General features: G+C 64.8%; 22 protein-coding genes. 7 read left to right on the forward strand and 15 right to left on the reverse strand.

What is annotated here, in order from left to right:
* Positions 1-149: 149 nt before the first annotated feature.
* Positions 150-1,745: an MltA domain-containing protein gene (locus tag INQ48_35820; protein QRF63105.1), complete on the forward strand. Its 1,596-nt coding sequence runs from the start codon at positions 150-152 to the stop codon at positions 1,743-1,745.
* A gap of 89 nt (positions 1,746-1,834) precedes the next feature.
* On the opposite strand, the gene INQ48_35825 is transcribed toward INQ48_35820, so the two are convergent.
* Complete coding sequence (locus INQ48_35825) at positions 1,835-2,056, reverse strand: hypothetical protein (protein ID QRF62859.1); 222 nt, start codon at positions 2,054-2,056, stop codon at positions 1,835-1,837.
* 191 nt (positions 2,057-2,247) lie between these two features.
* On the opposite strand from INQ48_35825, the gene INQ48_35830 reads away from it, so the two are divergent.
* Genes INQ48_35830 through INQ48_35840 form a run of 3 tightly spaced genes read left to right on the forward strand, consistent with a single transcriptional unit; the run spans position 2,248 to position 3,467 of the window.
* On the forward strand, positions 2,248-2,811 hold the full coding sequence (locus tag INQ48_35830; protein QRF63106.1) for a DNA-3-methyladenine glycosylase: 564 nt from the start codon (positions 2,248-2,250) through the stop codon (positions 2,809-2,811).
* 18 nt (positions 2,812-2,829) lie between these two features.
* On the forward strand, positions 2,830-3,120 hold the full coding sequence (locus INQ48_35835) for a DUF3253 domain-containing protein (GenBank protein ID QRF62860.1): 291 nt from the start codon (positions 2,830-2,832) through the stop codon (positions 3,118-3,120).
* A 41-nt stretch (positions 3,121-3,161) separates the two neighbouring features.
* A complete protein-coding gene (locus INQ48_35840) occupies positions 3,162-3,467 on the forward strand; it encodes a hypothetical protein (protein ID QRF63107.1) in 306 nt (101 codons plus the stop codon).
* Between the two features lie 52 nt (positions 3,468-3,519).
* Here INQ48_35840 and INQ48_35845 read toward each other — a convergent pair whose 3' ends face one another.
* Together INQ48_35845 and INQ48_35850 are read right to left on the reverse strand one after the other, a co-directional pair.
* A complete protein-coding gene (locus INQ48_35845; protein ID QRF62861.1) occupies positions 3,520-5,259 on the reverse strand; it encodes a response regulator in 1,740 nt (579 codons plus the stop codon).
* Between the two features lie 271 nt (positions 5,260-5,530).
* Positions 5,531-6,502 (reverse strand): helix-turn-helix transcriptional regulator, encoded by a 972-nt coding sequence (locus tag INQ48_35850; protein QRF62862.1) that lies wholly within the window; start codon positions 6,500-6,502, stop codon positions 5,531-5,533.
* 252 nt (positions 6,503-6,754) lie between these two features.
* On the opposite strand from INQ48_35850, the gene INQ48_35855 reads away from it, so the two are divergent.
* The 3 genes from INQ48_35855 to INQ48_35865 are packed head-to-tail and all read left to right on the forward strand — an operon-like array spanning position 6,755 to position 9,643.
* Complete coding sequence (locus INQ48_35855; GenBank protein ID QRF62863.1) at positions 6,755-6,982, forward strand: hypothetical protein; 228 nt, start codon at positions 6,755-6,757, stop codon at positions 6,980-6,982.
* Positions 6,983-6,986: 4 nt separating this feature from the next.
* Positions 6,987-8,504, forward strand: a complete 1,518-nt coding sequence (locus INQ48_35860; GenBank protein ID QRF62864.1) for a sodium:solute symporter family protein — start codon at positions 6,987-6,989, stop codon at positions 8,502-8,504.
* 53 nt (positions 8,505-8,557) lie between these two features.
* Positions 8,558-9,643 (forward strand): carbon-nitrogen hydrolase family protein, encoded by a 1,086-nt coding sequence (locus INQ48_35865; GenBank protein ID QRF62865.1) that lies wholly within the window; start codon positions 8,558-8,560, stop codon positions 9,641-9,643.
* Positions 9,644-10,125: 482 nt separating this feature from the next.
* On the opposite strand, the gene INQ48_35870 is transcribed toward INQ48_35865, so the two are convergent.
* The 12 genes from INQ48_35870 to INQ48_35925 form a co-directional block, all read right to left on the reverse strand.
* On the reverse strand, positions 10,126-11,001 hold the full coding sequence (locus INQ48_35870; protein QRF63108.1) for a conjugal transfer protein TraX: 876 nt from the start codon (positions 10,999-11,001) through the stop codon (positions 10,126-10,128).
* Positions 11,002-11,100: 99 nt separating this feature from the next.
* Positions 11,101-11,850: a hypothetical protein gene (locus INQ48_35875; protein ID QRF62866.1), complete on the reverse strand. Its 750-nt coding sequence runs from the start codon at positions 11,848-11,850 to the stop codon at positions 11,101-11,103.
* 27 nt (positions 11,851-11,877) lie between these two features.
* A complete protein-coding gene (locus tag INQ48_35880) occupies positions 11,878-13,821 on the reverse strand; it encodes a type IV secretory system conjugative DNA transfer family protein (protein ID QRF62867.1) in 1,944 nt (647 codons plus the stop codon).
* Positions 13,787-14,782: a P-type DNA transfer ATPase VirB11 gene (virB11, locus tag INQ48_35885; protein ID QRF63109.1), complete on the reverse strand. Its 996-nt coding sequence runs from the start codon at positions 14,780-14,782 to the stop codon at positions 13,787-13,789. The genes INQ48_35880 and virB11 overlap by 35 nt, the downstream gene beginning before the upstream one ends.
* A 79-nt stretch (positions 14,783-14,861) precedes the next feature.
* On the reverse strand, positions 14,862-16,295 hold the full coding sequence (virB10, locus tag INQ48_35890) for a type IV secretion system protein VirB10 (GenBank protein QRF62868.1): 1,434 nt from the start codon (positions 16,293-16,295) through the stop codon (positions 14,862-14,864).
* Complete coding sequence (locus tag INQ48_35895) at positions 16,199-16,999, reverse strand: TrbG/VirB9 family P-type conjugative transfer protein (GenBank protein ID QRF63110.1); 801 nt, start codon at positions 16,997-16,999, stop codon at positions 16,199-16,201. Before INQ48_35895 ends, virB10 begins: the two co-directional genes overlap by 97 nt.
* Positions 17,000-17,037: 38 nt before the next feature.
* On the reverse strand, positions 17,038-17,766 hold the full coding sequence (locus INQ48_35900; GenBank protein QRF62869.1) for a type IV secretion system protein: 729 nt from the start codon (positions 17,764-17,766) through the stop codon (positions 17,038-17,040).
* A gap of 168 nt (positions 17,767-17,934) precedes the next feature.
* Complete coding sequence (locus INQ48_35905; GenBank protein ID QRF62870.1) at positions 17,935-18,981, reverse strand: type IV secretion system protein; 1,047 nt, start codon at positions 18,979-18,981, stop codon at positions 17,935-17,937.
* A 236-nt stretch (positions 18,982-19,217) separates the two neighbouring features.
* Positions 19,218-19,952, reverse strand: coding sequence for a type IV secretion system protein (locus INQ48_35910; protein ID QRF62871.1), 735 nt, complete (start codon positions 19,950-19,952; stop codon positions 19,218-19,220).
* Entirely contained in the window at positions 19,945-22,452 is a 2,508-nt protein-coding gene (locus INQ48_35915; GenBank protein QRF62872.1) for a VirB4 family type IV secretion/conjugal transfer ATPase, read from the reverse strand. The genes INQ48_35910 and INQ48_35915 overlap by 8 nt, the downstream gene beginning before the upstream one ends.
* Positions 22,443-22,832: a type IV secretion system protein VirB3 gene (locus INQ48_35920; GenBank protein ID QRF62873.1), complete on the reverse strand. Its 390-nt coding sequence runs from the start codon at positions 22,830-22,832 to the stop codon at positions 22,443-22,445. Before INQ48_35920 ends, INQ48_35915 begins: the two co-directional genes overlap by 10 nt.
* 9 nt (positions 22,833-22,841) lie before the next feature.
* Positions 22,842-23,141 carry a TrbC/VirB2 family protein gene (locus INQ48_35925; protein ID QRF63111.1) on the reverse strand — a complete coding sequence of 100 codons (300 nt, stop codon included), beginning with the start codon at positions 23,139-23,141 and terminating at the stop codon, positions 22,842-22,844.
* Between the last annotated feature and the right edge of the window lie 11 nt (positions 23,142-23,152).

A 23,152-nucleotide genomic window follows, 5' to 3' on the forward strand; every position in this document is an offset into this window, starting at 1 on the left:
AGCAAGCTCCTTCGCGAGGAATCGGCATGCAACTGCGAGACATGATCCTTGCTCGCTGGGTAGCCCTGATTGCCCTGGGCGCAGTGACACTGCCAGGGTGCACGACGGGTGACTCCCATTCGGTCGGAAGTGCAGGAGATTCCGCAGCGATGCCTGAGTGGTCGTCAAACCCACCGGCGCAGCGCTCGGCAACGTCAACACCGCGCGCATCAGCGCCGCTGCCGGTTTCTCGTCCAGCCTCTCCATCGAGCTCAACAGGGCAAGCGCCATCGAGCGGGTCGCAGGCAGCCGTTGCCGGCGGGTCCGGGTTGAGCAGCGCGGGTGCGATCGCGGGTCGAGCGCGTACTTTCTCAACTCGGTTGGCCACCTATACCTCGGTGGGCTTCGAACTCTTGCCGGGCTGGCGGCAGGATGATTTCTCGGAGACCTGGCCTGCGTTTCTCGGCAGCTGCAAGGTCTTGTCGGGGCGAGCACAGGCGTGGCGGCAAGTCTGCGAGCGTGCACGAACAGTAGATCGTGCCGATGACTTGGCCATCCGCCATTTTTTCGAGCGCGATTTCTCGGCCTATCAGATCCGCGACGATGATCGGCGCCCTGACGGCGTTGTTACCGGCTACTTTGAGCCTGAGATCAGCGGCAGCCGGCACTACGGCGCCCCCAACATCTACCCCGTATATGCACAGCCCCAAGACATGCTGTTTGCGGATGCGCGAAAACTTCCCAAAGGCGAAGGGATCGTCGCTGCGCGTGTGGCGGGACGCAGTGTCGTCGTGCAAGCGGGACTGAGCACGCGTGACATGGGCCGCGCAGGGTTGTACGCGCTCGACCTCTCGCGTATCACCAGAGACACTTTGGATCGCAAGGTGCGCCTTCGCGTCGAGGGAAAGCGTCTCCTGCCCTACTACACACGCAAGGAAATCGAAACCAAGGGAGCGCCGAATGCCAAGGTCATTGCCTTCGTGAACAACGCTTCCGCGCTCTACGAGATGCAGATCCAGGGCTCTGGACGCATTCGTCTGGACTCGGGCGAGGTGATCCGCATCGCCTATGCGGAGCAGAACGGTCAGCCGTTCAGGCCCACACTGGCCCAGGCGGCGTCGGGCAAACCTCGCAGTCCCGTGAAAGTGCGCGGCTCCTCGCTGGAACTTGAGCTCGACGATGATGAGGACGAAGCACTGCAGCCTGCGGCTGGCAGCAGCGCCGACGTCTCCGTGGTTCGCACGCGTGGCTTCACACTCGCCCTGCCCAAGGTCAATGGCGCTGTTGCGGTGCCCGGACGCCGCCCCGCACAGCGGGTGACTGGCTCGGGTATTGAAGATCCAAGCTACGTGTTTTTCAAGGAGGCCAGTGCGCCTGGCGGAGGACCGGTTGGCGCGCTGGGGGTGCCGCTATCGCCTGGACGCTCGATCGCCGTGGATCCGCGAAGCACGCCGCTTGGATATCCCGTGTTTGTGTCCACGCGCGCGCCAGGCAGTGGGGCCCCGATGCGCCGTTTGACGATCGCGCAGGACACAGGCGGTGCCATTCGCGGTGCGGTGCGTGCGGACTACTTCTTCGGCAATGGCCAGCAAGCTGCGACGCAGGCTCGGCGCATGAAGGAGCGAGGACAACTCTGGGTCCTGCTCCCGCGCGACTTGGCAGTGGCACAGGCGGCCTCCACGGCGGTGCGCACGCGCGGCGGTGCCGTCGGAGACGATCTTCCCGAATGCCTTGTCGCGGACGAAAACAGCTGCGTCAACGATTGAAGCGCCGAAGAAAAGCCACCAGCCCGGCGCGGGGCTGCGGGGGATCTCGCAGCCTCAGAAACTCCTCACAGCAGCGGCCTTTGCGTGGTTCACTGTCTGCTGCCGAGAGATAACCAGCCCTCGGGCGTGATTGCGGTGACCGTCGCCTCGAGCGGATCGCAGTAGCCCGTCGGCTGTCCGCTGAGCGTGCGAAACCTTGCTTCCACAAGGCCGGCGAAAACCAGGCGAGAGACCTTCTGCACGTCCGCTCTCGCGATGACGGTGAGGGGCAGCTTGATCGCTGCAATTTCAGAAAGCAAAGCGAGTGCCATCAGTCAACACCTTTTGCGAATAAAAAGTCCAATGTGCACCTTGTTCTCGAAGAGTGCAATGCCGTGGCGCTCGATGTACTGCCGTGAGCCTGCTGCCGACATCCGCCCAGGCCTTGGAAGCGCCGTGCGACTACAGCTGCGCCAGAGGGCTGGTGACATCGCTTGACTGCCACTGGCAGCACGCTGTCGGCATGTGCTCTTCGCTTTCCATCGACTTTGGCGTTTCGTCACCCGAGCTCGCGCGAGCATTGATCGGTGCGTCGTTTTGGGTGGAAGGGGTCGGGGGGCGCATCGTCGAAACGGAAGCCTATGACGTCTTGGACCCGGCCTCGCACAGCTATGGCGGCCGATCGGTGCGCAACGCCACGATGTTCGGTCCGCCAGGCCGTGCTTACGTGTATCGGTCCTACGGCTTGCACTGGTGCCTGAACTTCGTGTGCCGGGAGGAGGGCCACGGCGCCGGTGTCCTGATCCGCGCGCTGGAGCCGACAGATGGTTTCGATGCGATGCAGGCACGCCGAGGGCTTCTCGAGCCGCGGCTCCTGTGCGCGGGACCGGGGCGGGTCGCCCAGGCGCTGGGGATCACCGGTGCGCACGACGGCCTGCCGCTGGACCGCGCGCCTTTCGAGCTGAAGGGTCCGAGTGTGGTACAGGATGTGGTGTTCGGCGCTCGCATCGGCATTTCAAAGGCGATGGATGTGCCTTGGCGTTTTGGGCTGAAAGGATCTCGCTTTGTCAGTCGCAGCTTTGGTTGACGCGGGAGCCTCGCGCCGATGATCGACTCCTCACGGGCGGTTGTGGCGAACGAGGCCGTCGAAGCACAAATCTTCGAGCTACTAGCTCGTCGTGCGCCTGGAGCAAGCATCTGCCCTTCGGAGGTTGCGCGAGCCCTGGTAAGCGCACCGTCGAACTGGCGCGCCCTGATGCCGCAGGTGCGCGAAGTGGCCCAGGAACTCGCCCGTCGCCGGCGAGTGCTCGTCACCCGAAAAGGGGACCGTGTCGACGCGATGGATCGCGGTGGACCCATCCGTCTCACGTTGCCGTTCGAGAAGGAACGCAAGTGATCGGAAAAAGAGGCCGATTGCAGACCCTCGACGGCCCCCTCATGACACCCGATGGCCGATATCTGGTGGTACGGGGGCGTTTGTGGCGCGCAGCAAACCCGGGACTGTCCGAAGAAGAGAAAAGCCTCTGGGTCCGCCAATTGATGGCGGCGCGACGAGCGTTGCGTGCAACCGCATCGATCGATGAGCGCGCAACCGCTCGCGCCCTCGTCGACGATGCAAAGCGTCGACTGGGAGAACGCGGCCCGCCGTGGTGGACCGATGGTGCGCCCGATATGAATCGCAAGCTGGTCAAGAACACACCCTATGGCGAATGGTTTCGCCGCCTGAACGACGAGGTGACTTGATCGAGCTGCATTTATGAACGGCGGTCGCCGGCGCAGTCCGCCGTGCGATGACTCAGACGTCAAGCATCCGGGCAATGCGCCGCTTGAATTCCCCCAGCTCGAAAGGCTTGGTCATCACCTCCATCCCTGGCTCCAACTCACCATTGCCCACGGCGGCGCCGGCTGCGTAGCCCGTGATGAAAAGCACTTTGAGGTCAGGTTTGCGCAGCCGCACGACATCGGTGACCTGGCGTCCGTTCATACCTCCGGGAAGTCCGACATCGGTGATCAGGATGTGGAATTCGCTGTTCGGCTCTTCATCCACGCACACGAGGCCTTCCCGGCCATTTGCCGCGGCAGTGACCTCGTAGCCCGCGGCGACAAGTTCTTCCTGGAGCAGGGCTCGAAGCGGTGCCTCGTCCTCGATCAGAAGCACGCGCGCCGACCTCGGTGCTGAGAATGCCGCCGTATCGCTTGTCGGGTTGCGCTGACCAACCGCAGCCTCCGTGTCGTTCGAATCGCCGTCGATACGGGGCATATAGATACTGACGGTGGTGCCTTGACCCAATTCCGACTCGATGCGCATTTGGCCACCCGATTGGCGGGCGAATCCGTACACCATCGACAAACCCAGGCCGGTGCCCTGGCCCAAGGGTTTGGTTGTGAAGAACGGCTCCGTGGCATGAGCCTTGGTTTGCGCATCCATGCCGCAACCCGTGTCGCGCACCTCGAGGCACACGTAGTCACCAGGCGCGTTCCCGATGGGCGTGCTTGCGTCGTGGGGAAATGAACAGTTGTTGCCCGTCACCGTCAAGCTTCCCCCACCGGGCTGCATCGCGTCGCGCGCATTGATGCACAGGTTAAGCAGCGCGTTCTCGAGTTGCGCGCTGTCTGCGCGCACGGGCCAAAGGTCCGCCGGAACATTGAACTGGACGGCGATCGATGGCCCGACGCTGCGACGAACAAGTTCCTCGAACTGGTTCAGGCGATGGCGAAGATCAATTCGCCGCGGATCCAAGGTCTGGCGGCGAGAGAAGGCCAAAAGACGCTGGGTGAGTGAAGCCGCCCGCTCCACTGTTTCCTTGCCGACGGTGACATAGCGCTGGGCTTGCTGCGTGTCGCCAGAACGCATGCGCAGTTCGAGAAGCTCGAAGCTGACCTTCAGAGTGCCGAGCAGGTTGTTGAAATCATGTGCGATGCCCCCGGTGAGCTGGCCAATCGCCTCCATCTTCTGGGCTTGGCGCAGCGCATCTTCGGCTTCCAAGAGCGCGCGCGTGCGCTCCTCGATCCTCGCCTCCAGCGTTTGATTGGCCTTGCGCAGCTCGCGCTCTGCCATCACCTTGCCCGTGGTTTCGGTCACCGTTGCCATCACTCCAGCGAACCCTCCGGCGGCATCCGGCACCGGCGAATAGTCGAGCGTGAGCCACACACTTTCCGGCGAACCGTTGCGCAAGAAGGTGAACTCGTGGTCTTCGAAGGATTGAGGTTTGCCGGCCAGCACCGTCTTCATGAGGCGATCGTTGAACTCGGACACTTCCGGCCACGCTTCGCGCAAGGGTTGACCCAGGCAAGCTGGATGCCGTCCGCCTGCGACGACTGCATAGGCATCGTTGTAGATCATGATGCCGGCTTCGCCCCAAAGAAGCGCGATGGGCTTCGGCGAATGCAGCACGATGCCCACGGCGCAGCACAGATGCTGAGGCCATTGATCGATCGGGCCCAAGGGCGTAGACGCCCAATCAAGCTGGGCAATCAGCGCGGCGAGTGCCGAGTCGGGTGGCAAAAATGCAGCTGAGATGGAAGCAGGCGCCACGGTGCTTTCGATCGGGATTCGGTGAAAACGAAAGCTATCACAGCCTGAGGCGAGCTGGCGTAAGAGGGGCGAGCGACCGCTGAACTGCCCAGCGTCGACGCGCATTGTCCAGCCCTGCCGGCAAACATGCGCCAAGCTGCCCCGGAGATCTCGGGTTTGGGCAGACAGCTGTCCTGCATGGGAATGACCATGAGGCTGGTCGGCGACGGCAAAAAGGTGGTCGAGGAGATGGGCAAGGCGGCCGTCGCCTGAGCGCGTCGACGGCAGCGGTTCAAGGCGCGTTCAACAGGCTCGCCAGTTCCGCCTTGTCCGTCAGCCCGAGCTTGATGTAGATCTCGCGCAGGTAGTGCCTGACGGTGGCCGGCGACAGCTGCAGCGCGCGGGCGACTTCCTTGTACGACTGGCCCGAGGAGAACGCGCGCGCCACGTCCGATTCGCGCGGCGTGAGGCGATCGATGGCGCGCAGCCTGCGGATCGAGAGCCGCTGCAGTGCTCCCGCGGCCTCGATCGAGAAGACCAGGTCCGAGAAAACGCTGCGCGCGCCGTCGCGGCGCAAGGCCGAAACGAGCGCCGGTGGCAGCGCTGGCGGCGCCCACGCGGGCCAGATCCGGGTCACGCAGTCCTGGAAGCCCGCCGACTTCTCGATCACGCCCCACTGGAGGTCGACGAAGGCCGACGCCAGCAGCCCACCGGCCGGCTGCGCATCGGCGCGCTCCTGATTGCGCCCGAGGTTGTGCCGCCAGCCCATGAAGACATGCGGCATGAGGAACTGCTTGGCCCAGGCCTCGGAGGCGTCGAACGCGGGGCTGCGGCCGCCACGGAACAGCGAGACGAACAGGAAGTCGCCGGGACGCTCCGCGAGTTTGATCGCGGTGCACAGCGCATGCCGGTTGCCGACCCCCGCGTTGATCTCATACAGGCCCGGCGTGCTGTGGAGCTGGTGGGTGTCGAAGCGCACGGTGTGGGTGGGCGCATCGCTGACGCTGCTGGCCAGGCGGTCGTCGGGCGTGCAGGTGTCCCAGGTCTCGACGTAGGACGCGGGCAGGTTGGCCCGGTAGGAGCTCAGCAGGCGAAAGCCGCCTGCGGCGACGGGCGACATGATCCCCCACCACGCGCGATCGAAGCCGATCACGCGATCGATGTCGCTCAGCACGCGCGCCTGGAAGTCCTCCTCGCGCGCCTCGTAGGCCGCCTCGTTGATCCGAAGGATCAGGTTGCCGCACTCCTGAAGGTTGTTCAGCATGGGAGTTCCAACTGGGGGCATTCCAACAAGCAAGCCATATGCCATCGCATGGTGTGGCGGGCCATCCTAGCCTTGCGTCCCCGCCTTGCCAATGCGGCTTGCCCGCCCCCGGGGACCGTACCCCGTTCATTTGAACGGTGCACGCGAAAGGACGGCGCTCCTAGAGTCCGTCGCGATGCGAAGGATCCGCCTCGCAGACCTGGTACCGGCCCTTCTCACTCCCGCAGCCCGCGGCCTTCCCGAAAGCCTCCCATGCCCCTCGCGACACTTCCACGGCTACCGGCCTCGATCCGGTGGTGGTTCCTGCTCAATGCGCTGCTGCTCCTGCTGCCGCCTGTGCACTGGCTCGTCAATGACCACCGGGCGCCGATCCTCGGCCTGCCGCCGACCCTGTTCTATTTCCTCGCGCTCAGCGTGTCGATCGCGGCCAGCGTGGTGGCCGCCTATGTCGCCGAATACGGCGAAGCGGGAAGGGGGTGAAGCGATGGTGCTGACATTCGGCCTCCAGCTGGCCTTCTTCCTGGTCATCATCTACGTGCTGCACCGCAGCTACCGCAAGGACCGGTCCTTCACCGACTACGCCGTGGGCGGCCGCTCGTTCGGTGCCAACTACCAGGCCATGTCCTTCCTCAACACCTGGTATCCGGGCGCGATGTTCACCGCCTTCGCGGGCCTGGCCGTCAGTGCCGGCGTGATCTCGTTCTACGTGCTGGCCTACAGCCTGATGACGGTGGTCCTGATGTACGCCATGTCGCAGCGCGTGTGGACCTGGGGCCAGCGCTTCGACCTGCGGACACAACCCGATCTGTTCGCCCTGCGCTACGACTCCAGGCACATCCGCACCATCGCAGCGCTGATCGGCATCGTGTCGGGCTTCCCCTGGCTGGTACTCGCGATGCAGGCGATGGGTGGTCTCTTCCACTTCATGTCGCTCGGTGCGCTGCCTTTCTCGGAGGCCGTGATCCTCGGCGTGGTGGTGGTCGCGATCCGCCAGATCTGGACCGTGCGCATGGGCATGCGCGGCGTGATCATCTCGGACATGTACCAGGGCATCGTGGCCTACATCTTCGGCAGCCTCATGCTGTGCGGCCTGGTCGTTTGGTTGTGGACGAACAAGGGCGTGCGGCTGCAGTCGCTCGATCCCGCGATGTTCTCCTTGCCGTCCTTCGGCTCGAAGGAAGGGCCGCTCTACCTGTTCAGCCTGCTGTTCACGAGCACCATCGGCGGCTGGTGCCTGCCGTTCATCTTCGTGCGCCTGTTCACCGCCGACGGCGTGGCGGCGCTGAAGAAATCGGCGGCCATCGCGATGCCCGCGTCGCTGGTGTTCTGCATCCCCCTGCTGATCTTCGGCATGCTCGCCTCGCAGCTTCCCTCCGTGGCCAGCCACCCCGAGGACGTGTGGTTCATCGTGAGCCAGGAAGCGGGTGGCCTGCTGCTGCTCGGGCTGGCCGGCGTGGTGCTGCTGGCGGCATCGATCGGCCACACCGACGGCAGCATCCAGGCGACGGGCGCGCAGATCGCCAACGACCTGGTCGGGAACTACGCCACGCTGAGCCAGCGGCAGCTGGTCACGGTATCGAAGATCGGCATGGTGGTTCTCACGGCCCTGGCCGCCTGGGTCGCCTGCCTCAAGCTGCCGGCGCTGTTCACGCTCGCGGTGCTGGCCTACCAGGGCGTCATCCAGCTCGCGGTGCCGCAGTTCCTGGGCATCTTCTGGAAGCGCGGGACCAAGGAAGGGGCGATCGCGGGCATGGTCGTGGGCTTCGTGCTCGTCATCGTGCTCGAGAGCTTCTTCGCCCGGCAGCTCGAGGCCGCCTGGGGCCTGACCTCGGGCGTGATCGCGCTGGCCGTGAACCTGGCCATCTACGCCGGCTTCGCATGGCTGCGGCCCCACGGCGCGGCCGAGCGCCAGCGCATCGACGGCCTGTTCGGGCTGACCCGCGAGGCCGTGGCCGAGCCGGTGCCGCAGCCAGCGAGCGTCGGTGCCTCCGCGCGCGCCTGAGTCTTCCCCCACCCATTCCCTCATTCACCCATCCCTCGAGGAGCGCTTCGTCCATGAATGCATCCACCGGCGCGTCGTCGCCCCTTTTCCCTCCCAAGTTCCTTGCGGCCGTGGTGCAGGCCGCGCCGGGCTTCTGCGACCACGACGCCGCCATCGATCTCACGGTGCGCTACATCGAGGAGGCGGCCGGCAAGGGCGCCGCCATCGTGGCCTTTCCGGAGGACTGGATTCCGGGCTACCCCTGGTGGGTCTGGCTCGACGCGCCGGCCTGGGGCTTTGGCAAGGGATGGGTGCGGCGCTTCTTCGAGAACGCCTTCAGCTACGACAGCGAGGGTGCGCGACGCATCGCAGCGGCCGCGAAGCAGTTCGGCATCTTCGTGTCGCTCGGCGTCGTCGAGCGGCTGGGCGCGAGCCTGTACGTCGGCAACTGGATCATCGACAACCAGGGCGAGACCGTTTCGCGCCGGCGCAAGCTCAAGCCGACGCACATGGAGCGCACCGTCTTCGGCGAAGGCGATGGCAGCGACCTCGTGGTGAGCGACACGCCGCTGGGCCGCATCGGCGCGCTCTCCTGCTGGGAGCATCTGCAGCCGCTCACGAAGTTTGCGATGTACAGCCAGAACGAGCAGCTGCACATCGCCGCCTGGCCCGGCTTCAGCCTCTACAAGGAGAACGCTTACGCGCTGGGCGCGGAGGTCAGCCTCGCGGCGACGCAGACCTATGCGCTGGAAGGTGGGTGCTTCGTGCTGGCCCCATCGGCCGTGACCTCGGCGTCGATGGTGTCGCAGATCTGCGATACGCCGGCCAAGCATGCGCTGTTCACGGTCGGCGGCGGGCACTCCGTCATCTACGGGCCCCATGGCAACCCGCTGTCCGAGCGCATGCCTGACACCTGGGAGGGCGTCATCTGCGCCGAGATCGACCTGGGCGAGATCGCGGTGGCCAAGGCGGCCGCCGATCCCGCGGGCCACTACGCGCGCGCCGATGTCATGCGGCTCATGATCAACCGGGCACCGAACCACCGGGTCCATGTTTTCGACCTGGCGCTTCAGGCCGAGGGCGGCGCGTCCGGGCAGGCGCAGCGCCTCGACACCGATGCGGTGACCGAGCACGCGGTCGGCGCGAACAGCCCGGCTTGACGAGGCTTCCCTCCCACTCGGCGGGTCATCGACACTCGTCTCACTTCATTAGCGCGGTGACTCGGTCCGCAAGCCCGGGTCGCAGACCTAAGGCCGCATCGTCTCAGTGGTAGTCCGCTTCGCGCTAATGACGAATGGCCAACGCCCTGATCTGCTGGTCGCAAAGGATTTCGCGGAGGTCATCTCAACCCCGCGAACCCTGGTCATGTGTTTGGGTCTTGAAGCTCGCGACCCCGTGCATGAATGCGGGCCTGGGATGCGATCGAACACCTCGGCCACAGGTTGCGAAACACCAGTTCGTAGATCTTCTTGCCAAGCGGTATCCCCACGCGCGTAGAACTCGCCTTGAACACGGCAGCGTTCGACGGCTCGGCACGCCCCATCGGCGGCAGAAGTGCTGACGGGTCCGCCAGCATCCGCAACCGATTCGAGTTCGGCACGCAGTTCAGGCTCGACGTCAAAGGTAGTCACGATGCGTGAATTCATGGTGGCCACTTTGTCACGGTTGTACTTGAATCGCCACCTCCGGCCGCGCTGACACCTTCGATAGGTTTGAGTCGGGCTGGTTCGGCTGCGCCAGCGAGTGGCTGCACTTCAGGTGCCCTTACGAGGTTCGTCGCAACTTGTGAGCATGCCCGCGCACAGCGCGGTGTGCTGGCGAAGTGCAGCGCAAGGGCAAGAACGAACAGGTGGGCGGGGTAGAAGGCATAGAAGACCCATCGCCGCCGTTCAAGGGGAACATGAATGCGGCTGAACCCCCAGATCAGCGGCAGCGCGGCCATGGCAGCGAAGTTGCCGTTGACGAGCCATAGGGACGCGGTCGCAAGCAGCCAGGCGATCGCGGTCTTGATGCTCGGACGACGAATGAAAGAGCGCGCGCCCAGGCAGCACAGCAATCCCGGCCACCAGAATTCAACCACGGTGCCGCCCACTACAAAGGTGAGCAGTGCCAGCCATCGATGGCCATCGCTCCGGAGCTCCAGCAGCCAGGCGATGAAGGTCGCGACGAGCAACGCCGCCATGATGTTCAGTGGCCACCATCCGACCAGCAGAACGAACGCGGGCGTTGCGAGCACACCGAAGGCCGCGAGCCGCTTCGCTACACGTCGATGCACATTGTTGGCCTGCGCGCGAGGTCGCGCGAGGTTGTACATGAGCACAAAGCCGAAAAGCGGCATCGCCATGCGACCGAGCAGGTAGAGCGTCGTGACCTGCCCGCTCAGAATGTACTTGTTGACATGGTCCCCCACCATCAACGCCAGCGCGAGCCACTTGAGCGACTCGAGCGATCCATCCGCCACGTGCCAGCGGCCGCTGGCCGTCGCTTCGCACCGGCTGCTGCTGTGCGTTGTGGGCATCAAGGTCTTCTCGTGCGCATCACGACGCATGGTCATCTGGCAGCGTGCGGATCGAGTCCGCAGCGGCCGGCGAAGGGCGCGCGCCTCTGCCTTGCGAGTTCACGTCCGCTCATGGGCATGCCTGTCCCACTCGGTGGCGCGTCCCGGCCCTGAGAGGACGGGCGCTCGCGCCATCGCCACCCGCCTGTCTGGAAGATGGAGGTCCAGCCCATCCACGAGCGCATCAGCGATGCGATGGCGAATGGATGCGAGTAACTGCTGCTGAGAGTGCGGATCGGCGGTGAGGCGCCGTGCATACTGTGCAGCCAGTTGCAGTCCGGCCATGGCGTATGTCAGACGAGGGTCGCGCCGCATGGTCTCTGGCGACAACGTTCGTGCGACGCGCAGATGCTGAGCTTCTTGCGCGAGCATGTGCACATGGTCTTGCGTCTCGATGCGCCAGTGACGCCGCTGGGCACGCATCCGCTCTTGTCCGACTGCGTCTTTGTAGCCGTCCTCGGCGGGCACGCGAAGCCGGACGGGTTGCGTGCCCAGAGGCAAGACGACGACGTCGTCTCCGATGCGTGGCTGGGAGGCCGCTCGCTGGAGCGCGGCTTCCAGGTCGGCGCCCCAAAGCCTGCGCTCTCCAACCTCTGTGCGCAGGAGGACGTAGAACGAGCGTCGTGCTGCCGGATCGAACCGATAAGGCGCTGCGGCGGCCTCCAGCAACACGCCGCGCACGGGCGCGCGGCCACTGCGCGGGCGCCTTGTGCTGGCGGTCTCCTGCGGATCGTTGGACCCCGATGGCGGCGAAGACGCGGCCCCTGGCGGCTGCGCGCCGAGTGGGGCGGCATTGGATGAGGAGTGCATGCGATGGCCTTGGTTGGAATGGACCGCTCAGACCAGCAGGCGGGCCATGAACTCATCGGTGCGGCGCTTCATCTCCTCCTCGCTCAGTGGCTCGGTGGGGATGTCGACGTCGTCGAAGTCGAAAGAAAAGTCCTTCAGATCCAAGCTGCCGTCGAGCACGGCCTGCGCCATCTGCAAGTTGTCCTTCGACAGTGCATGGCCCGTACTCGTGGCAGGCGTCGTCGAGGTCGCAGCGCTCGATCCTGCCGGCGGCGCAGGCGCTGGCATGGCATATCCCGCAAGTGCCGTGGTTGCACGCACAGCCATCGTGAGCTTCGGGACTTCGGGTGGAGCGATCTCCCGCCGGGCAAAGGATTTGTCCTTGAAGTAGATGATGCGGTGAGCGAGGACGGGTCGGAGTCCTTCGTAAAAGAGGATCATGCGTGCTGGGTCGAGTTCCTTGACTTCCTGGGGCAGCAGCAGCTGGCGCGGCTGTTCGCTGATGCTGACGCTGCCCGATGTGCCTGAGCCGCCCCACATCGGACGGCTGACGCTTTTCTGGCGGACCGTGTAGGTGCCGAGCTCGCGTGAGATGGCCTCGGCATCCTCATACTCTTTGGGCGGAAAAACGATGCGCGCGGCGAGCATCTTGCGAATCGACTTGGCACCCTCCACGCCGTACTTCTCGATCAGCTGCGAGTTGGACTGGACGATCACCACGGTGCGCACGTTGTAGCCGGGCAGGAACGCCGTGGATTCCGCGATCACCGGAATGCGCCCGAGCGCGGGGAACTCGTCGAGCATGAGCAGCAGCTGGTGCTTCAGGGCCGGGTTGCTCTCGGGCAGTTCCCGCGTCTGCAAACCGATGGCCTGCTGGAAGAACAGGTTGAGCAAGGGCTGCAGACGTGCGATGTTGTCTGGGTTGATCTGCACATAGATCGAGATCGGGCGTTTGCGCAGGTCGCGAAGATCGAAGTCGTTGGCCGAAGTGGCCGCGTCGATCAGGGGGTTGAGCCATAGATCAAGTCGACTCGTGAAGGTCTTGCGGATGCTCGAGGCGGTCGTCGGTGCGAGGTCGATGACGTCGTAGAGACTGCGCACAGCCTCCTGCGACAGTGGGTAGCCGGCGCGCTCGCACGATTCGATGACGCGCTTCCAATGTTTCTGGAAGCCCTCCGCGTCGCTCGCCATTCCCTGGCGCAGGACTTCACCCAAGGTGCGCGTCGCCCCGGGTGTCTCGAACAGGTACAGCGCGATCCCGAGGAACAGCGATCGCGCGGACGAGGTCCAGAAGGGATCGCCCGCCAGGGGATCCGGGAACAGCATCGTTCCGATGCGCTGCAGGTCGTCGATGCAGCGGTAAGGCGTTTGCGACACATAGCCCAGTGGATTCCAGCGCGAGGAGCGCTCCTGCTCGGACAGGGGATCGAACAGGTGCACTTCCTGGCCCTTGGAAAGCCGGAAACCCGCTGTGCGCATGAAGTTCTCTCCCTTCACGTCGCTCACGATGGTGGAGCCGGGCCAGTTCAGCAGGTTAGGCACCACGACGCCCACGCCCTTGCCGCTGCGAGGAGGTGCTTCGACTTCGGCGCCTTGTTGACCGGCGAGCACGAGGTAGCGCGCGCCCAGGCGCCCGAGAACGATGCCGTTGTCTGCGAGCAGCCCGGCCTTCCGAATCTCGCGGTGCGTGGCGAATCGGGCCTCGCCATGCAGCGCGCGTCGGCGTGGGACCATCGCGATGGCCACGCCACCGAGCGTGACCCCTTGTGCTCCCACCAAAGCGGCCAGCAGCGATCGACGAACTTCGGGTCTGTCACCGTAAGCAAGCCAGTAGTCAACGATCGTCGACAGCGTGGCGCTGTCGGGCGGCAGCTTCATGAGCATCAAGAAGGCGTAGCCGGCCGCCCACAGGCCCACCACGGCCGCGACGAGCAAGGCGCCCCCAATCCTGAAAGCACTAGGCCAAGGCTCGACGCTTGGTGCTGGGGTCATGCCAAATCTCCTGCACGATGCGTCGCTGCCGCACACGTGCGCATTGGATGACGATGTCCACGCTCAGCTGCGAAAGCTCCACGCCTTCACGCGTGGTCATGCCCTGGCCCGCGGCGCTGCGCTTCATCAACTGCGCGAGTGCCACGAAGGCCATCTGCGCACTGTCGGCATGGACGCTGGTGATCGAGCCCGGATGGCCCGTGTTCACGGAGACGAGGTAGTCATAGACTTCATCGCCGGTTCGCAGTTCGGACAGGAAAATGCGGTCGGGACGCTGACGTTTGGCGCCAGCCAGGAGCTGCCCTGGCGTCACGATCGCCTGTCCCTGAGCGCCCTGGGAGTAGAAGAGACGCACGTGATTGGGCTGGTTGCGAAGGGACAGCTCCCTGACGTCTTCGATGGTGATCAGCCGGTCCTCGGGGGGCACTTCGAGAATCAATGCCTTGCTCAGCGTCGTCTTGCCCGAGCCGGTGGCGCCCGACAGCAAGATGTTGCGGCGCAGTCGAACTGCGCGGCGCAGGAAGTCTCCGAACCTGCGTTCGCGAAGCAAACCCGCAAGCTCGCGGTCTCCGGGGCCTGCAGAACCCGCCTCCGACGCTGCCTTCAATGCTGGTTCGTTGTAGCGTGTCGGCTCGAACACGCCCATCGATTCAAGTTGATCGAGCGACCACAGTGCACTGGAGGGACGACGGATCGTGATCGAAACGGTCTGCTCGGAGGTCGCCGGGGGCAGCACGATCTGTATGCGTTCGCCGCCAGGCAAGGTGGCCGACAACAACGGCTCCTGGGCCGAGACGCGCTGCTTCGTGAAGTTGGCAACGAGCTTGGCGATCGACATGCACCAGTCGAAGCTCGCGAACGCAAGGATCTCGCGCGTCCACCCCGTCTGCCGTTCCACAAAAGCGATTCCTGGTTCGTTGATGCAGATCTCCGTGACCTCGGTGTCCTCGAGCAGCGGCATCAGCGGGTCGAGAAACAGCGCGAGCGAGGAGGGCGGCGGTGGCGCGGCTGCCGTCGCCACGCCTGAAGCTTCCGCTTCTTCAGGGTTGGGCAGGCGCGACGCGTAGGGCATAGACATCGCGGAAGTCCACGTCTCGGGCCACCAGGATCTGGATGCGTTCGCCCTGGTTCTTGATCACGGTTGGAGGTATCGCAATGGTGCTGCGCAGTACCTCGGTCAGGATGTCCCGGCTGCCTTGGCGACCGACCACCAGCGCGCCGCGGTTGGTCAGGCCCGCGCCACCTTGCTGCTGGGCCGTCAGCGCCTGCATCGTGCCGTCGATGACCGACACGAGGATCGCTGCGCCAAAGCGCTCCCAGAAGTGGGTGTCCACAAATCCCGGTAGGCCGTTGCGCCCCAGCTCGTCGGTGCCCGGCGATGCCAACTGGACCACCACCCCGGTGGGTGTTCTCGCCTCGCTCCAAAGCACGAAAACACGGCCCTGTCCGTGGCGGGGCGAGCCGCGCTGCTCACCCACGTACTTCGTGCCGCGCTCGAGCAGCACCACCTTGCCGTCGGCACTGTAGATGTCGCTGGCACCGATGCAGGTGGTGAGACCTTCGTAGGTCGAATCGATCGCGGTCTCCAAGGTGCAATCGATGAATGCGCCCTTGGGCAGAAGAAAGCGGCGCGTCGGCAGGACCTGTGCTGTAACGGCGGGGGTGCGCGTCGGTCGGAGACTGCCCTCGAGGCCAGGAGGGCTGGAGAGGCTGGAGGGTGGCGGCTGCAAGGCACCCAGGATCTGCGCCATGTTGGGTACGCCACTTGCCGCCGGCCCGGCCGGGCCGCCGGCGAAAGCGGCCGTTGCTGCGGCTGCGTCAGGCGACAGCGCGTGCCGCATCACGGGCGTTCCGAGCTTGCGCTCGAGCGCAAGCTGGGCTGGGGTCTTTGGCGGTGGTCCGCCCGGGGGTGTCGCCGCCGCTGCAGGCGGTGAAGCGCTGGGTGGCGGTGCGGAGGCCTGTGGTGGCGTCGGCGGCGGATCGATCCGGCCCAGCGGCGGCACCTTGGTTTCGCCGCCGGCGCGGGCCGCCGAGGCCTTCTGTGCGGCCAACTGCGCCTCGCGACCCTTGGCGTACTGGGTGCTGTAGTACCAAAACAGGAAACCGGCACCCAGCAGCAGCATGGTGCCGATGGCCACGAAGCTGCTGATCCTCGACTGGATCGTGCGTTCCCGATTCACCGAGGGAATGGTCCGCTCCCCGTCGATCGCATGGCCGCGCCCGGTGTGGGACGCATCAGGGCGCTCTGGACGGCGGGGAACGGAATAAAGCTCGCCAGTGTCTGGATCGACCGCGCCCGCGCGGCGACTTCCTCCGAGCGCTTCGTCGTCAGCGGATGAAATTGCCGGCGGATCACGATCCGGATTCGACGCGCCACTCACGGCTGCTCTCCCACGGTTGTGCGTTGGACATCGGGCGCCACCGTCGCGCCGGGCGTGCGCGCACCGCTTGCGAATGCCTTGTTGACCACGCATCCCACGAGCTGACCCCGGCGCAGCACGATGCGATGCGCCAGGCGATGGATCACGATCTCGTCGGCGTCGATGTTGAAGTTCAGCAATGACTCCGTGCCGTCGTCGTTCTGAACGAACATGGCCGGCAGTTCAGCCTGGTCGGCGAACCGAAGGCGGATGTGGTGGCCGTCGTCGAAGGCGCGGGTCGGCTTGAGCGACTCACTTCCGCAGAACCAGTAGTCCCAGTTGCGCGTGGCTGCCGTGCGGGTGAGCTTCGCCTCCACCTCAGCGCGCTTTCTCGCCTCTTCGGCAGCGCGCAGCGTGTCGGCCGGATAGTTGAACCGGATCGAATAGATCATTCGTCGAGCCGCGGCCCCGGCGGGCGCCCGGGCTGAGACGATGTAGTCGAAGTGATAGGTGCGACGGTCGGTGAGGATCGTGAGGTTCGTATTGGCCTGCGCTTCCTTCGGCTTGAGGAAGAGGTGGTTGCGCTGCGCACCTACGTCGAAGGAGCCGTTGTCGCCGGAGCCCAGATTCACGAATGTCTCGCCTTCGGCGAACTGCAGGTGAATCTGGTAGCCCACGTAGCCATGCAGGCTGATGACGTCTTCCGGGTCGTAGTCGATTGTGCGCACGCGCGCATCGACGTGCCCCTCGGACGGGATCGTTGCGGCGCGCACCGCCGTGTGGGTGGTGCACAGCCAGCCAAGGACGAGCACCAGCATGAGCGCGGGCTGGCGGAAAGATGCAAGACGATGGTTCATCAGCGCGCCTGCTTTGCGGGGGAGAGGGGGACGGCGACGGTTGGTGCGACTTCGGGCTCGCGCCGATACTCGACCACCCTGAAACCCAGGGGATTGAGCGAGCGCCATTTGTCATCCTTCGATGGCGGCACGTAAGCGAACTCGATCGTCGCCACCCAATGGGTCGTCTGCTCATCGCCCGTGCCACCGGCTCGGGCGTAGCGGCTGAAGCGAACTTGTGCAAGCTTCTCCTTGCCGCTTTCCAGCTTGAGAAAGGTCACAGCACGCACTTGCGCGCGAATGGCCGTGCCGTCCTTGAAGGTGTTGAGCGGCGAGAGTGGATTGTTGGCGGCCCACGACGCCGCCCAGGCCTGGTTCAGGAGAGGCGAGTTCTGGGAGGCGACCAGCTCGTAGTCGGCTTCGGCGGTCGCATAGAAGTAGCGCTCGCGCGCAATGACGTAGTTCTGCAGCAGGTTGCGCGTCACGACCTCTTGAATGTCGGTGGTGCCTTCATAGGCCGGCACGATGTCGACGATGCCGCTGCTGCTGTCCACGCGAATGACCACCGGCACCGGCTGCTTGAGGGGCGTGAGTCCGGCGACGGCGGCCACGGCGAATACCGCGACGGCCGTGGCGGCCGCGGCCACGACCCAGGCGGTCTTGGCTGAGCCTTGGGCGCGACGTGCGCGGTCGAGCTCCCAGCTCTGAGCTTCGAGCGTGTAGCGCTCGAGCGCCTCGTCACGATGCATCTGAGTCTCCTGCAGGACGGGGCGCGGAGGCACCGTTGATGGGTGTGAGGGCGCCTTCGCAGGTCGGAGGTCGGGGCGCTCGCGTGCCGCAGCCGCCAAGTGCGAGGGTGAGCAAGAGTGCGACCATGAATCTCACGTGAGAGCTCCTATAAAGTCTTTTCAGAGGGGTCAAGTCCGAGAGGAAGAGGGATTCATCACTCGGTCTCTGGGCAGGGTGGGGCGCTGCGCGCCTGCACTCCTGCCGGCCAGCGAAGCGATCGATGATCCGACCCGGTTGCCTCCCAGGCGACGGAAGGAGTCCCATCGGCTGCCGCGTTCGCCGTGCAGGCCGTCGAGCACGCCGCGGCCGAATTCGTACGCGCTGCGCCTGGTGCCACCGAGCGCCCACTTGGTGAGCCCACCGACAGCGCTGAAGGAACTGAGCGCAACGCCACTGGCAAGTCCGGCGGCGATCGGCATCACCTGGCACATCACGAGCAGCACCACCGCTGCGATCAAGGCCATGTTGATGGCATCCACCGTCGTGAGCGCCGCGCCACGTTCCGCGGTTTGAGCGGCGTAGTTCGCCACGACCTGCAGCATGAGTGAGGCGACCATGCTTGCGAGCACCGCGACGAGCGCGTAGTTCGAAAGCTGGGCGACCCATGCCTCGAAGAAGCGCCGTGTCGCTTCGAAGAAGAGCAGGGAAATAAAAATCGGGCCCAGCGCCAGCACGACGGACAGCGCGATCTTCGAAAGGGCAAAGAGGAAAAGCGCGTAGACCGCGACGGCGCCGATGATGAGGTAGATGACGGCGCCGGCGATGTAGAAGCCCACATCCCCATTGAGCACACCGCCCCTGCTCCACAGGCTGAATGCGACCTCTCCCCCCTTCTCCCAGATCGTGTCGATGGTCGAGACGGGGTCTGCGGCGCCGACGATCGCTGCCGCGAGTTGGGTCGGGGCGTTGAAGAAGGTGTCGACGATGAGCTCATTGAAAGCCCAGAGCCTCAAAGCCACACCCAGGATGACCGCGATGAAGAAGATCCGCTTGATCCCCTCCAGAATGGGTTCCTGAATCTTGCCGGTGAGCGAAAGGTATCCCCAGATCATCACGTAGAGCGTTGCCAACGTGATTACCGCGGGCTCGATCGCGGTCGCCAGTGCTGCAGACTTCGCGCCTATGAACTCAGTGAGCTGCGAGACGAGCTGCGTCCAAAGCTGCCGAAAGAACATGGCTTGGCTCCTGAAGTTTCAAAAATCGTGCGACGCCACTTCGACCTCAGCCGCTGGATGCGCCGTCGGCCTTCTCGGTGGGGTCGCATGGCTTGTGGTTGGTGCGCATGCTGCAAGCGCAGCGGGTGATTGGCAGCCCGCTCGCCGTTTGAGAAGCCAGTGGATTTCCCGAAGCCGCCATGGCGATGACCACGACGGTGGCGCGCCAAAGCGATGTGTCGAGGCGGCAGGGGCGGCTAGGGTGTCGGTGTGAATCGACTGGAGAAGTCACCGTGGCCGGACACCACGCGTTCTCGGGTTCGCTGGCGAAGCCTCGCCTCGTCGGCCTGCGACAACTGGTAGAGCGCCTGGAGCTTGGTCTGCTCGTTCGTCAACATGTTCTGCTCCGCCTGGATTCGCGCTTGCAGCTCCTGAATGGCCTTGGGGTCTCGGGCACGCGCGATGGCGGTGATCAGCGTCTGCAGTGCAGAGAACCTCTGGCTGGTGGTCTGAAAAGCCGTCTGGGTCATGCCATCCAGCAAGGCGGCAGATTGACGGCCTTGTTCGACGAGTTGCCTGAGCTCAGGGCTCAGCGCGTCCATCTGCGTCGTCGAAAGCACGCTGTTGGCGCTCACGATCGATCGCACCTGTTCCGACAGACCTGCATAGCCTGGCACGGGCGTGTCGAGCGACCTCCTCAGATCGGCATAGTTGCTCGGCAAGTAGTTGCGTGCTGCGTCGGAAGTCGCAAGAAGCTGCTCCATGCCGCGCGAGCCGCTCATCGACTCGTAGGTTTGCTTGAGTTGCTCCTTGGAGGCCTTGAGCTCGTCGAACTGCTTTTGCATGGCAGAGATCTGCTGTTGCCAGTACATGATCTGCTGGATCAGATTGGCAATGGCCGCGAAGTCGATGACCGGAATCCCCGCACGCGCTTGCAGTGGAGCCAGTAGCGCAGCGCAGGTGACAAGCGAGAAAAGCAGCTTTCTAGGCATGTGGAAACTCCTGGGGTGAAGGTCGTTGCGAGCTGTGCTGTAGCAGCGCCTCGCGAAAAGGGGCGAGCCATTGGCTGGGCGCGCTGCCATGGCGCTTCATCAGCGCCTGCATGAGCCGGACGTTGCTGGTGCGGCCCGAGATGACGCCCAGCGCATCGTCCAGATGCCTGAGGTCTAACTGGGCCACGACGCTGTCACGGTTTTGCTTGATGAGGAACTGGCGCGATCCGGGCACGAGTTCCTGCTTGACCAGCGCGAACTCACGCTCGGTGAGATTGAAACCCTCGGTGCAATCCGCGTGGCTGGCCTCGGGGTTGGGAAAAAGGATCTTGGTGGGCGTCTGCTCCACGATGGCTCGCGCGATGCTCGAGCCCAGAACATGGTGCGTGCTTTGCGTGAAGGTCACGATGTTCGCGTTCTTCTTGCGCCACGTCTCCAGGCCGTTCTTCGCGAAGCTCGCGAATGCGGGGTCGTCCAGCAGCTTGGCGAACTCGTCCATCCAGCACACCAGCGGCCGGCCATCGACCATGCAGTTGACGAGATGAAAGAGATACATGGTCAGCGGGGCGCGCACCACGTCGTTGTCGAGGAAGTCGGTGACGTCGAAACCGACCAACGCATGGGCCTCGAGCAGTGGCGCGACAACGTCTTGGTCGTTGTCGAACACCCACGCGTAGTCGCCGCGCTCCGACGCACACCACTTGCGCAGCCGCGCGTGCACTCCCTCTGGGTCGGTGACGTCCAGGAAAGCCAGCAGACGCGACAAGCGCCTGTAGGGTGGAGCGAGTGCGAGGGTCCCGTGCAGGGCCTGATCCAGGTCGTCTTCCTGTCGCACGCTCAGGAGCTCGTGGGGCGAGCGCATCACGAGGCGGCGCAGCCATTGCCGCAGGAACTCAAGGTTTGTGGGTACCCCGGCGTCGAGCTGCAGCGGATTGCAGCCGGTGGGACTTCCGTTCTTCAACGGAAGGTACTGGCCTCCCAATGCCCGCACGAGGATGTGGAGGCCCTCGTCCTTGTCGAAGATGATCTGGGTGGCGTCCAGACGGTTGCAGATCGCGACGATGCAAAACCCGAGAAAGGTCGTCTTGCCCGTACCAACGGGCCCGACGCCGGTGACATGGCCCACATCGCGACGGCTGCCACCATCGGGGCTGCGCGGATCGCTCGCATGCAATGAGAAGTAGTAGGGCGAGCCTGCGCGTGTCGTGAGCATCGCCAGCGCATCGCCCCAAAAGTTTCCGCGCGCGCGACCCGTCGGGAAGTTATGAAAAGGCGACATGGCCGCGAAGTTGCGGCTGGTGATTGGCGCCTTGCGCGTGCGGTAGCCGAAGTTACCCGGCAACTGCGCCCAGAACGCCGCCTCGAGTGCCAGATCCTCGCGTGCGACAACCATCCCGGTGTCGCCGAGCAGGTAGCGGGCCCGCGCAATGTGGTCGTTGAGTTGCTTGAGCCGCGGCACGCCCTCGACAGCGCCCGCGCCTTCCTCGGCATGGGCGAGCACATGCAGGCTGAAGTGATGATCGCCGACGACGAAACGGTTGCTGACCAGGTCATCCAGCGCGTCTGCGAGTTCGTCGGCCTGCGAGACGGCCAGATCGCCTGCGGCCGCCATGCGGTTGTGCTGCCGACGCATCATGTCCACCGCGGTGCCTTTGGCCAGGAACGTGAAGCTCTGCGCGAGGATGAACGGAAAGTCGGCCGTGAGGAGGCCGCTGAACATGCCGGGCGCCGTGGGCGTCGGGTACTCCTTGATGCCGAGGAAGGCACCGATGCGACTTTGCGTCCCCGAGCGGTACTCCATGGCTTCGTTGCCGAAGAAGGGGCGGGATGTGGCAAGTACCTCGTTGAGCGGAGACCGTGGCAGCGGCATGCGCTGCCATTCCCCATTGATCAGCATTGCGAAAAACTCGAGCAGCGAGGAGAACGGTTTTTGTGTGCCTATCGGTCGGTAGATGCCCAGTGACTCGGGGTCGTAGCGCTCCAGTGAGGCCAGTAACTCCTGGCGAAGCTTGGTGCATGTGTCCAGGGAGTCCTTGAGCTCTGCCAAGGCGCCCTGTGCGTCGGTTCGCTTGAGGAAGGCCAGCGCCGCGTTGCCGACACGGGTGGACTGGGGACGGTAGACGACGGACAGATAGAGCTCGTTGACCATGAGCCGCTCCTCGGCCATCTTGCGGCGGTAGCGCTGCTCGAGCTCATCGGAAAAGCCGGGGACGGTGCGCCCGGCGGGGTAGCCTGTCTCTCGCCTGCGTACGACGTGGGTCCACAGCGCCAGATGTGGTGATGCGATGTTGCGCAGCAGCACGTTCAGGCGTTCATGCCAGTTGTTGAGGTCCTCGTCGTCCGCGCTCTCGAAGCTTGCGCCCCCCAGGCGCAGGGTCTGGACATAGTCTCCTGAGCGCAGGCGAACCACATGGGCATCGACGTGCGAGGAGAAGGGGATCATCGAGGCCGCGCTCGCTTCGCGGCGCAATGTCGATTCAGAACGGGTGGTCAATCGCACAGCGCACCCTCCACGGCGATCAGCACCTGCACGTGTCGGTCCCGGCGGCGGCCGCGGGCACCGGGCAGGCTCAGAGCGAGCGGGCTGTAGGAGTTGGCGCGCCAGAAGCGCAGGTTTCCGTTGAGCGCCGCTGGCAAGCGCGTGCGGCCCCACAACTGCAGCAGGTCGAAGAAACGTGGCTCGTAGAGGCATACGAGGTAGAGCACGCCATGGATCGGGACGAAGGCGAGCAGCCAGGCGAGGTTCTTCGTGACGATGAAGGATTCGATGGTCACGACGATGTTGAACATCATGGCGGAGTAGGTCACGCCCCAGACCATGGAGGGCCGGGTCATGCCGACAAAAAGAGGGTCCGCCGTGATGCCGTGGTTGCGATGCATGGCCGCCCCTCAGACGCCGAAGAGGCCACGGATCCACGAGACGATCTGCGGGCCGCCGAACACCAGCACCGTGCCGATCACCACCGCCACCAGCCACCACCAGCTCAGCCGCCCGAACCAGGCCATCGCACCCGAGACCATCACCGCGACGGCCGCAATGGGTGTCAGGATCGCAACGAGTTGCTGCTGCGCGGCGTTGGCGCCGGTTGCAAACGGGCTGCCCGCATGCGCCATGAGGGGCCACAGCACAAACAGAGCGGCGGCGAGCAGGACGCGCAGGGCAAGCGTTGGCGCTCTTGAATGGCGCATCGCCGGACGGT

The organism is Variovorax paradoxus (assembly GCA_016806145.1).
In the GTDB taxonomy this organism is placed as follows: Bacteria; Pseudomonadota; Gammaproteobacteria; order Burkholderiales; family Burkholderiaceae_C; genus Variovorax.

Excerpts from the sequence above, each read along its gene's own strand:
- INQ48_35820 (QRF63105.1), top strand. The coding sequence starts at position 150 with ATGCCTGAGTGGTCGTCAAACCCACCGGCGCAGCGCTCGGCAACGTCA.
- INQ48_35825 (QRF62859.1), bottom strand. The coding sequence starts at position 2,056 with ATGGCACTCGCTTTGCTTTCTGAAATTGCAGCGATCAAGCTGCCCCTC.
- INQ48_35830 (QRF63106.1), top strand. The coding sequence starts at position 2,248 with ATGTGCTCTTCGCTTTCCATCGACTTTGGCGTTTCGTCACCCGAGCTC.
- INQ48_35835 (QRF62860.1), top strand. The coding sequence starts at position 2,830 with ATGATCGACTCCTCACGGGCGGTTGTGGCGAACGAGGCCGTCGAAGCA.
- INQ48_35840 (QRF63107.1), top strand. The coding sequence starts at position 3,162 with ATGACACCCGATGGCCGATATCTGGTGGTACGGGGGCGTTTGTGGCGC.
- INQ48_35850 (QRF62862.1), bottom strand. The coding sequence starts at position 6,502 with ATGCTGAACAACCTTCAGGAGTGCGGCAACCTGATCCTTCGGATCAAC.
- INQ48_35855 (QRF62863.1), top strand. The coding sequence starts at position 6,755 with ATGCCCCTCGCGACACTTCCACGGCTACCGGCCTCGATCCGGTGGTGG.
- INQ48_35860 (QRF62864.1), top strand. The coding sequence starts at position 6,987 with ATGGTGCTGACATTCGGCCTCCAGCTGGCCTTCTTCCTGGTCATCATC.
- INQ48_35865 (QRF62865.1), top strand. The coding sequence starts at position 8,558 with ATGAATGCATCCACCGGCGCGTCGTCGCCCCTTTTCCCTCCCAAGTTC.
- INQ48_35870 (QRF63108.1), bottom strand. The coding sequence starts at position 11,001 with ATGCCCACAACGCACAGCAGCAGCCGGTGCGAAGCGACGGCCAGCGGC.
- INQ48_35875 (QRF62866.1), bottom strand. The coding sequence starts at position 11,850 with ATGCACTCCTCATCCAATGCCGCCCCACTCGGCGCGCAGCCGCCAGGG.
- INQ48_35880 (QRF62867.1), bottom strand. The coding sequence starts at position 13,821 with ATGACCCCAGCACCAAGCGTCGAGCCTTGGCCTAGTGCTTTCAGGATT.
- virB11 (QRF63109.1), bottom strand. The coding sequence starts at position 14,782 with ATGCCGCTGCTCGAGGACACCGAGGTCACGGAGATCTGCATCAACGAA.
- virB10 (QRF62868.1), bottom strand. The coding sequence starts at position 16,295 with ATGCGTGGTCAACAAGGCATTCGCAAGCGGTGCGCGCACGCCCGGCGC.
- INQ48_35895 (QRF63110.1), bottom strand. The coding sequence starts at position 16,999 with ATGCTGGTGCTCGTCCTTGGCTGGCTGTGCACCACCCACACGGCGGTG.
- INQ48_35900 (QRF62869.1), bottom strand. The coding sequence starts at position 17,766 with ATGCATCGTGACGAGGCGCTCGAGCGCTACACGCTCGAAGCTCAGAGC.
- INQ48_35905 (QRF62870.1), bottom strand. The coding sequence starts at position 18,981 with ATGTTCTTTCGGCAGCTTTGGACGCAGCTCGTCTCGCAGCTCACTGAG.
- INQ48_35910 (QRF62871.1), bottom strand. The coding sequence starts at position 19,952 with ATGCCTAGAAAGCTGCTTTTCTCGCTTGTCACCTGCGCTGCGCTACTG.
- INQ48_35920 (QRF62873.1), bottom strand. The coding sequence starts at position 22,832 with ATGCATCGCAACCACGGCATCACGGCGGACCCTCTTTTTGTCGGCATG.
- INQ48_35925 (QRF63111.1), bottom strand. The coding sequence starts at position 23,141 with ATGCGCCATTCAAGAGCGCCAACGCTTGCCCTGCGCGTCCTGCTCGCC.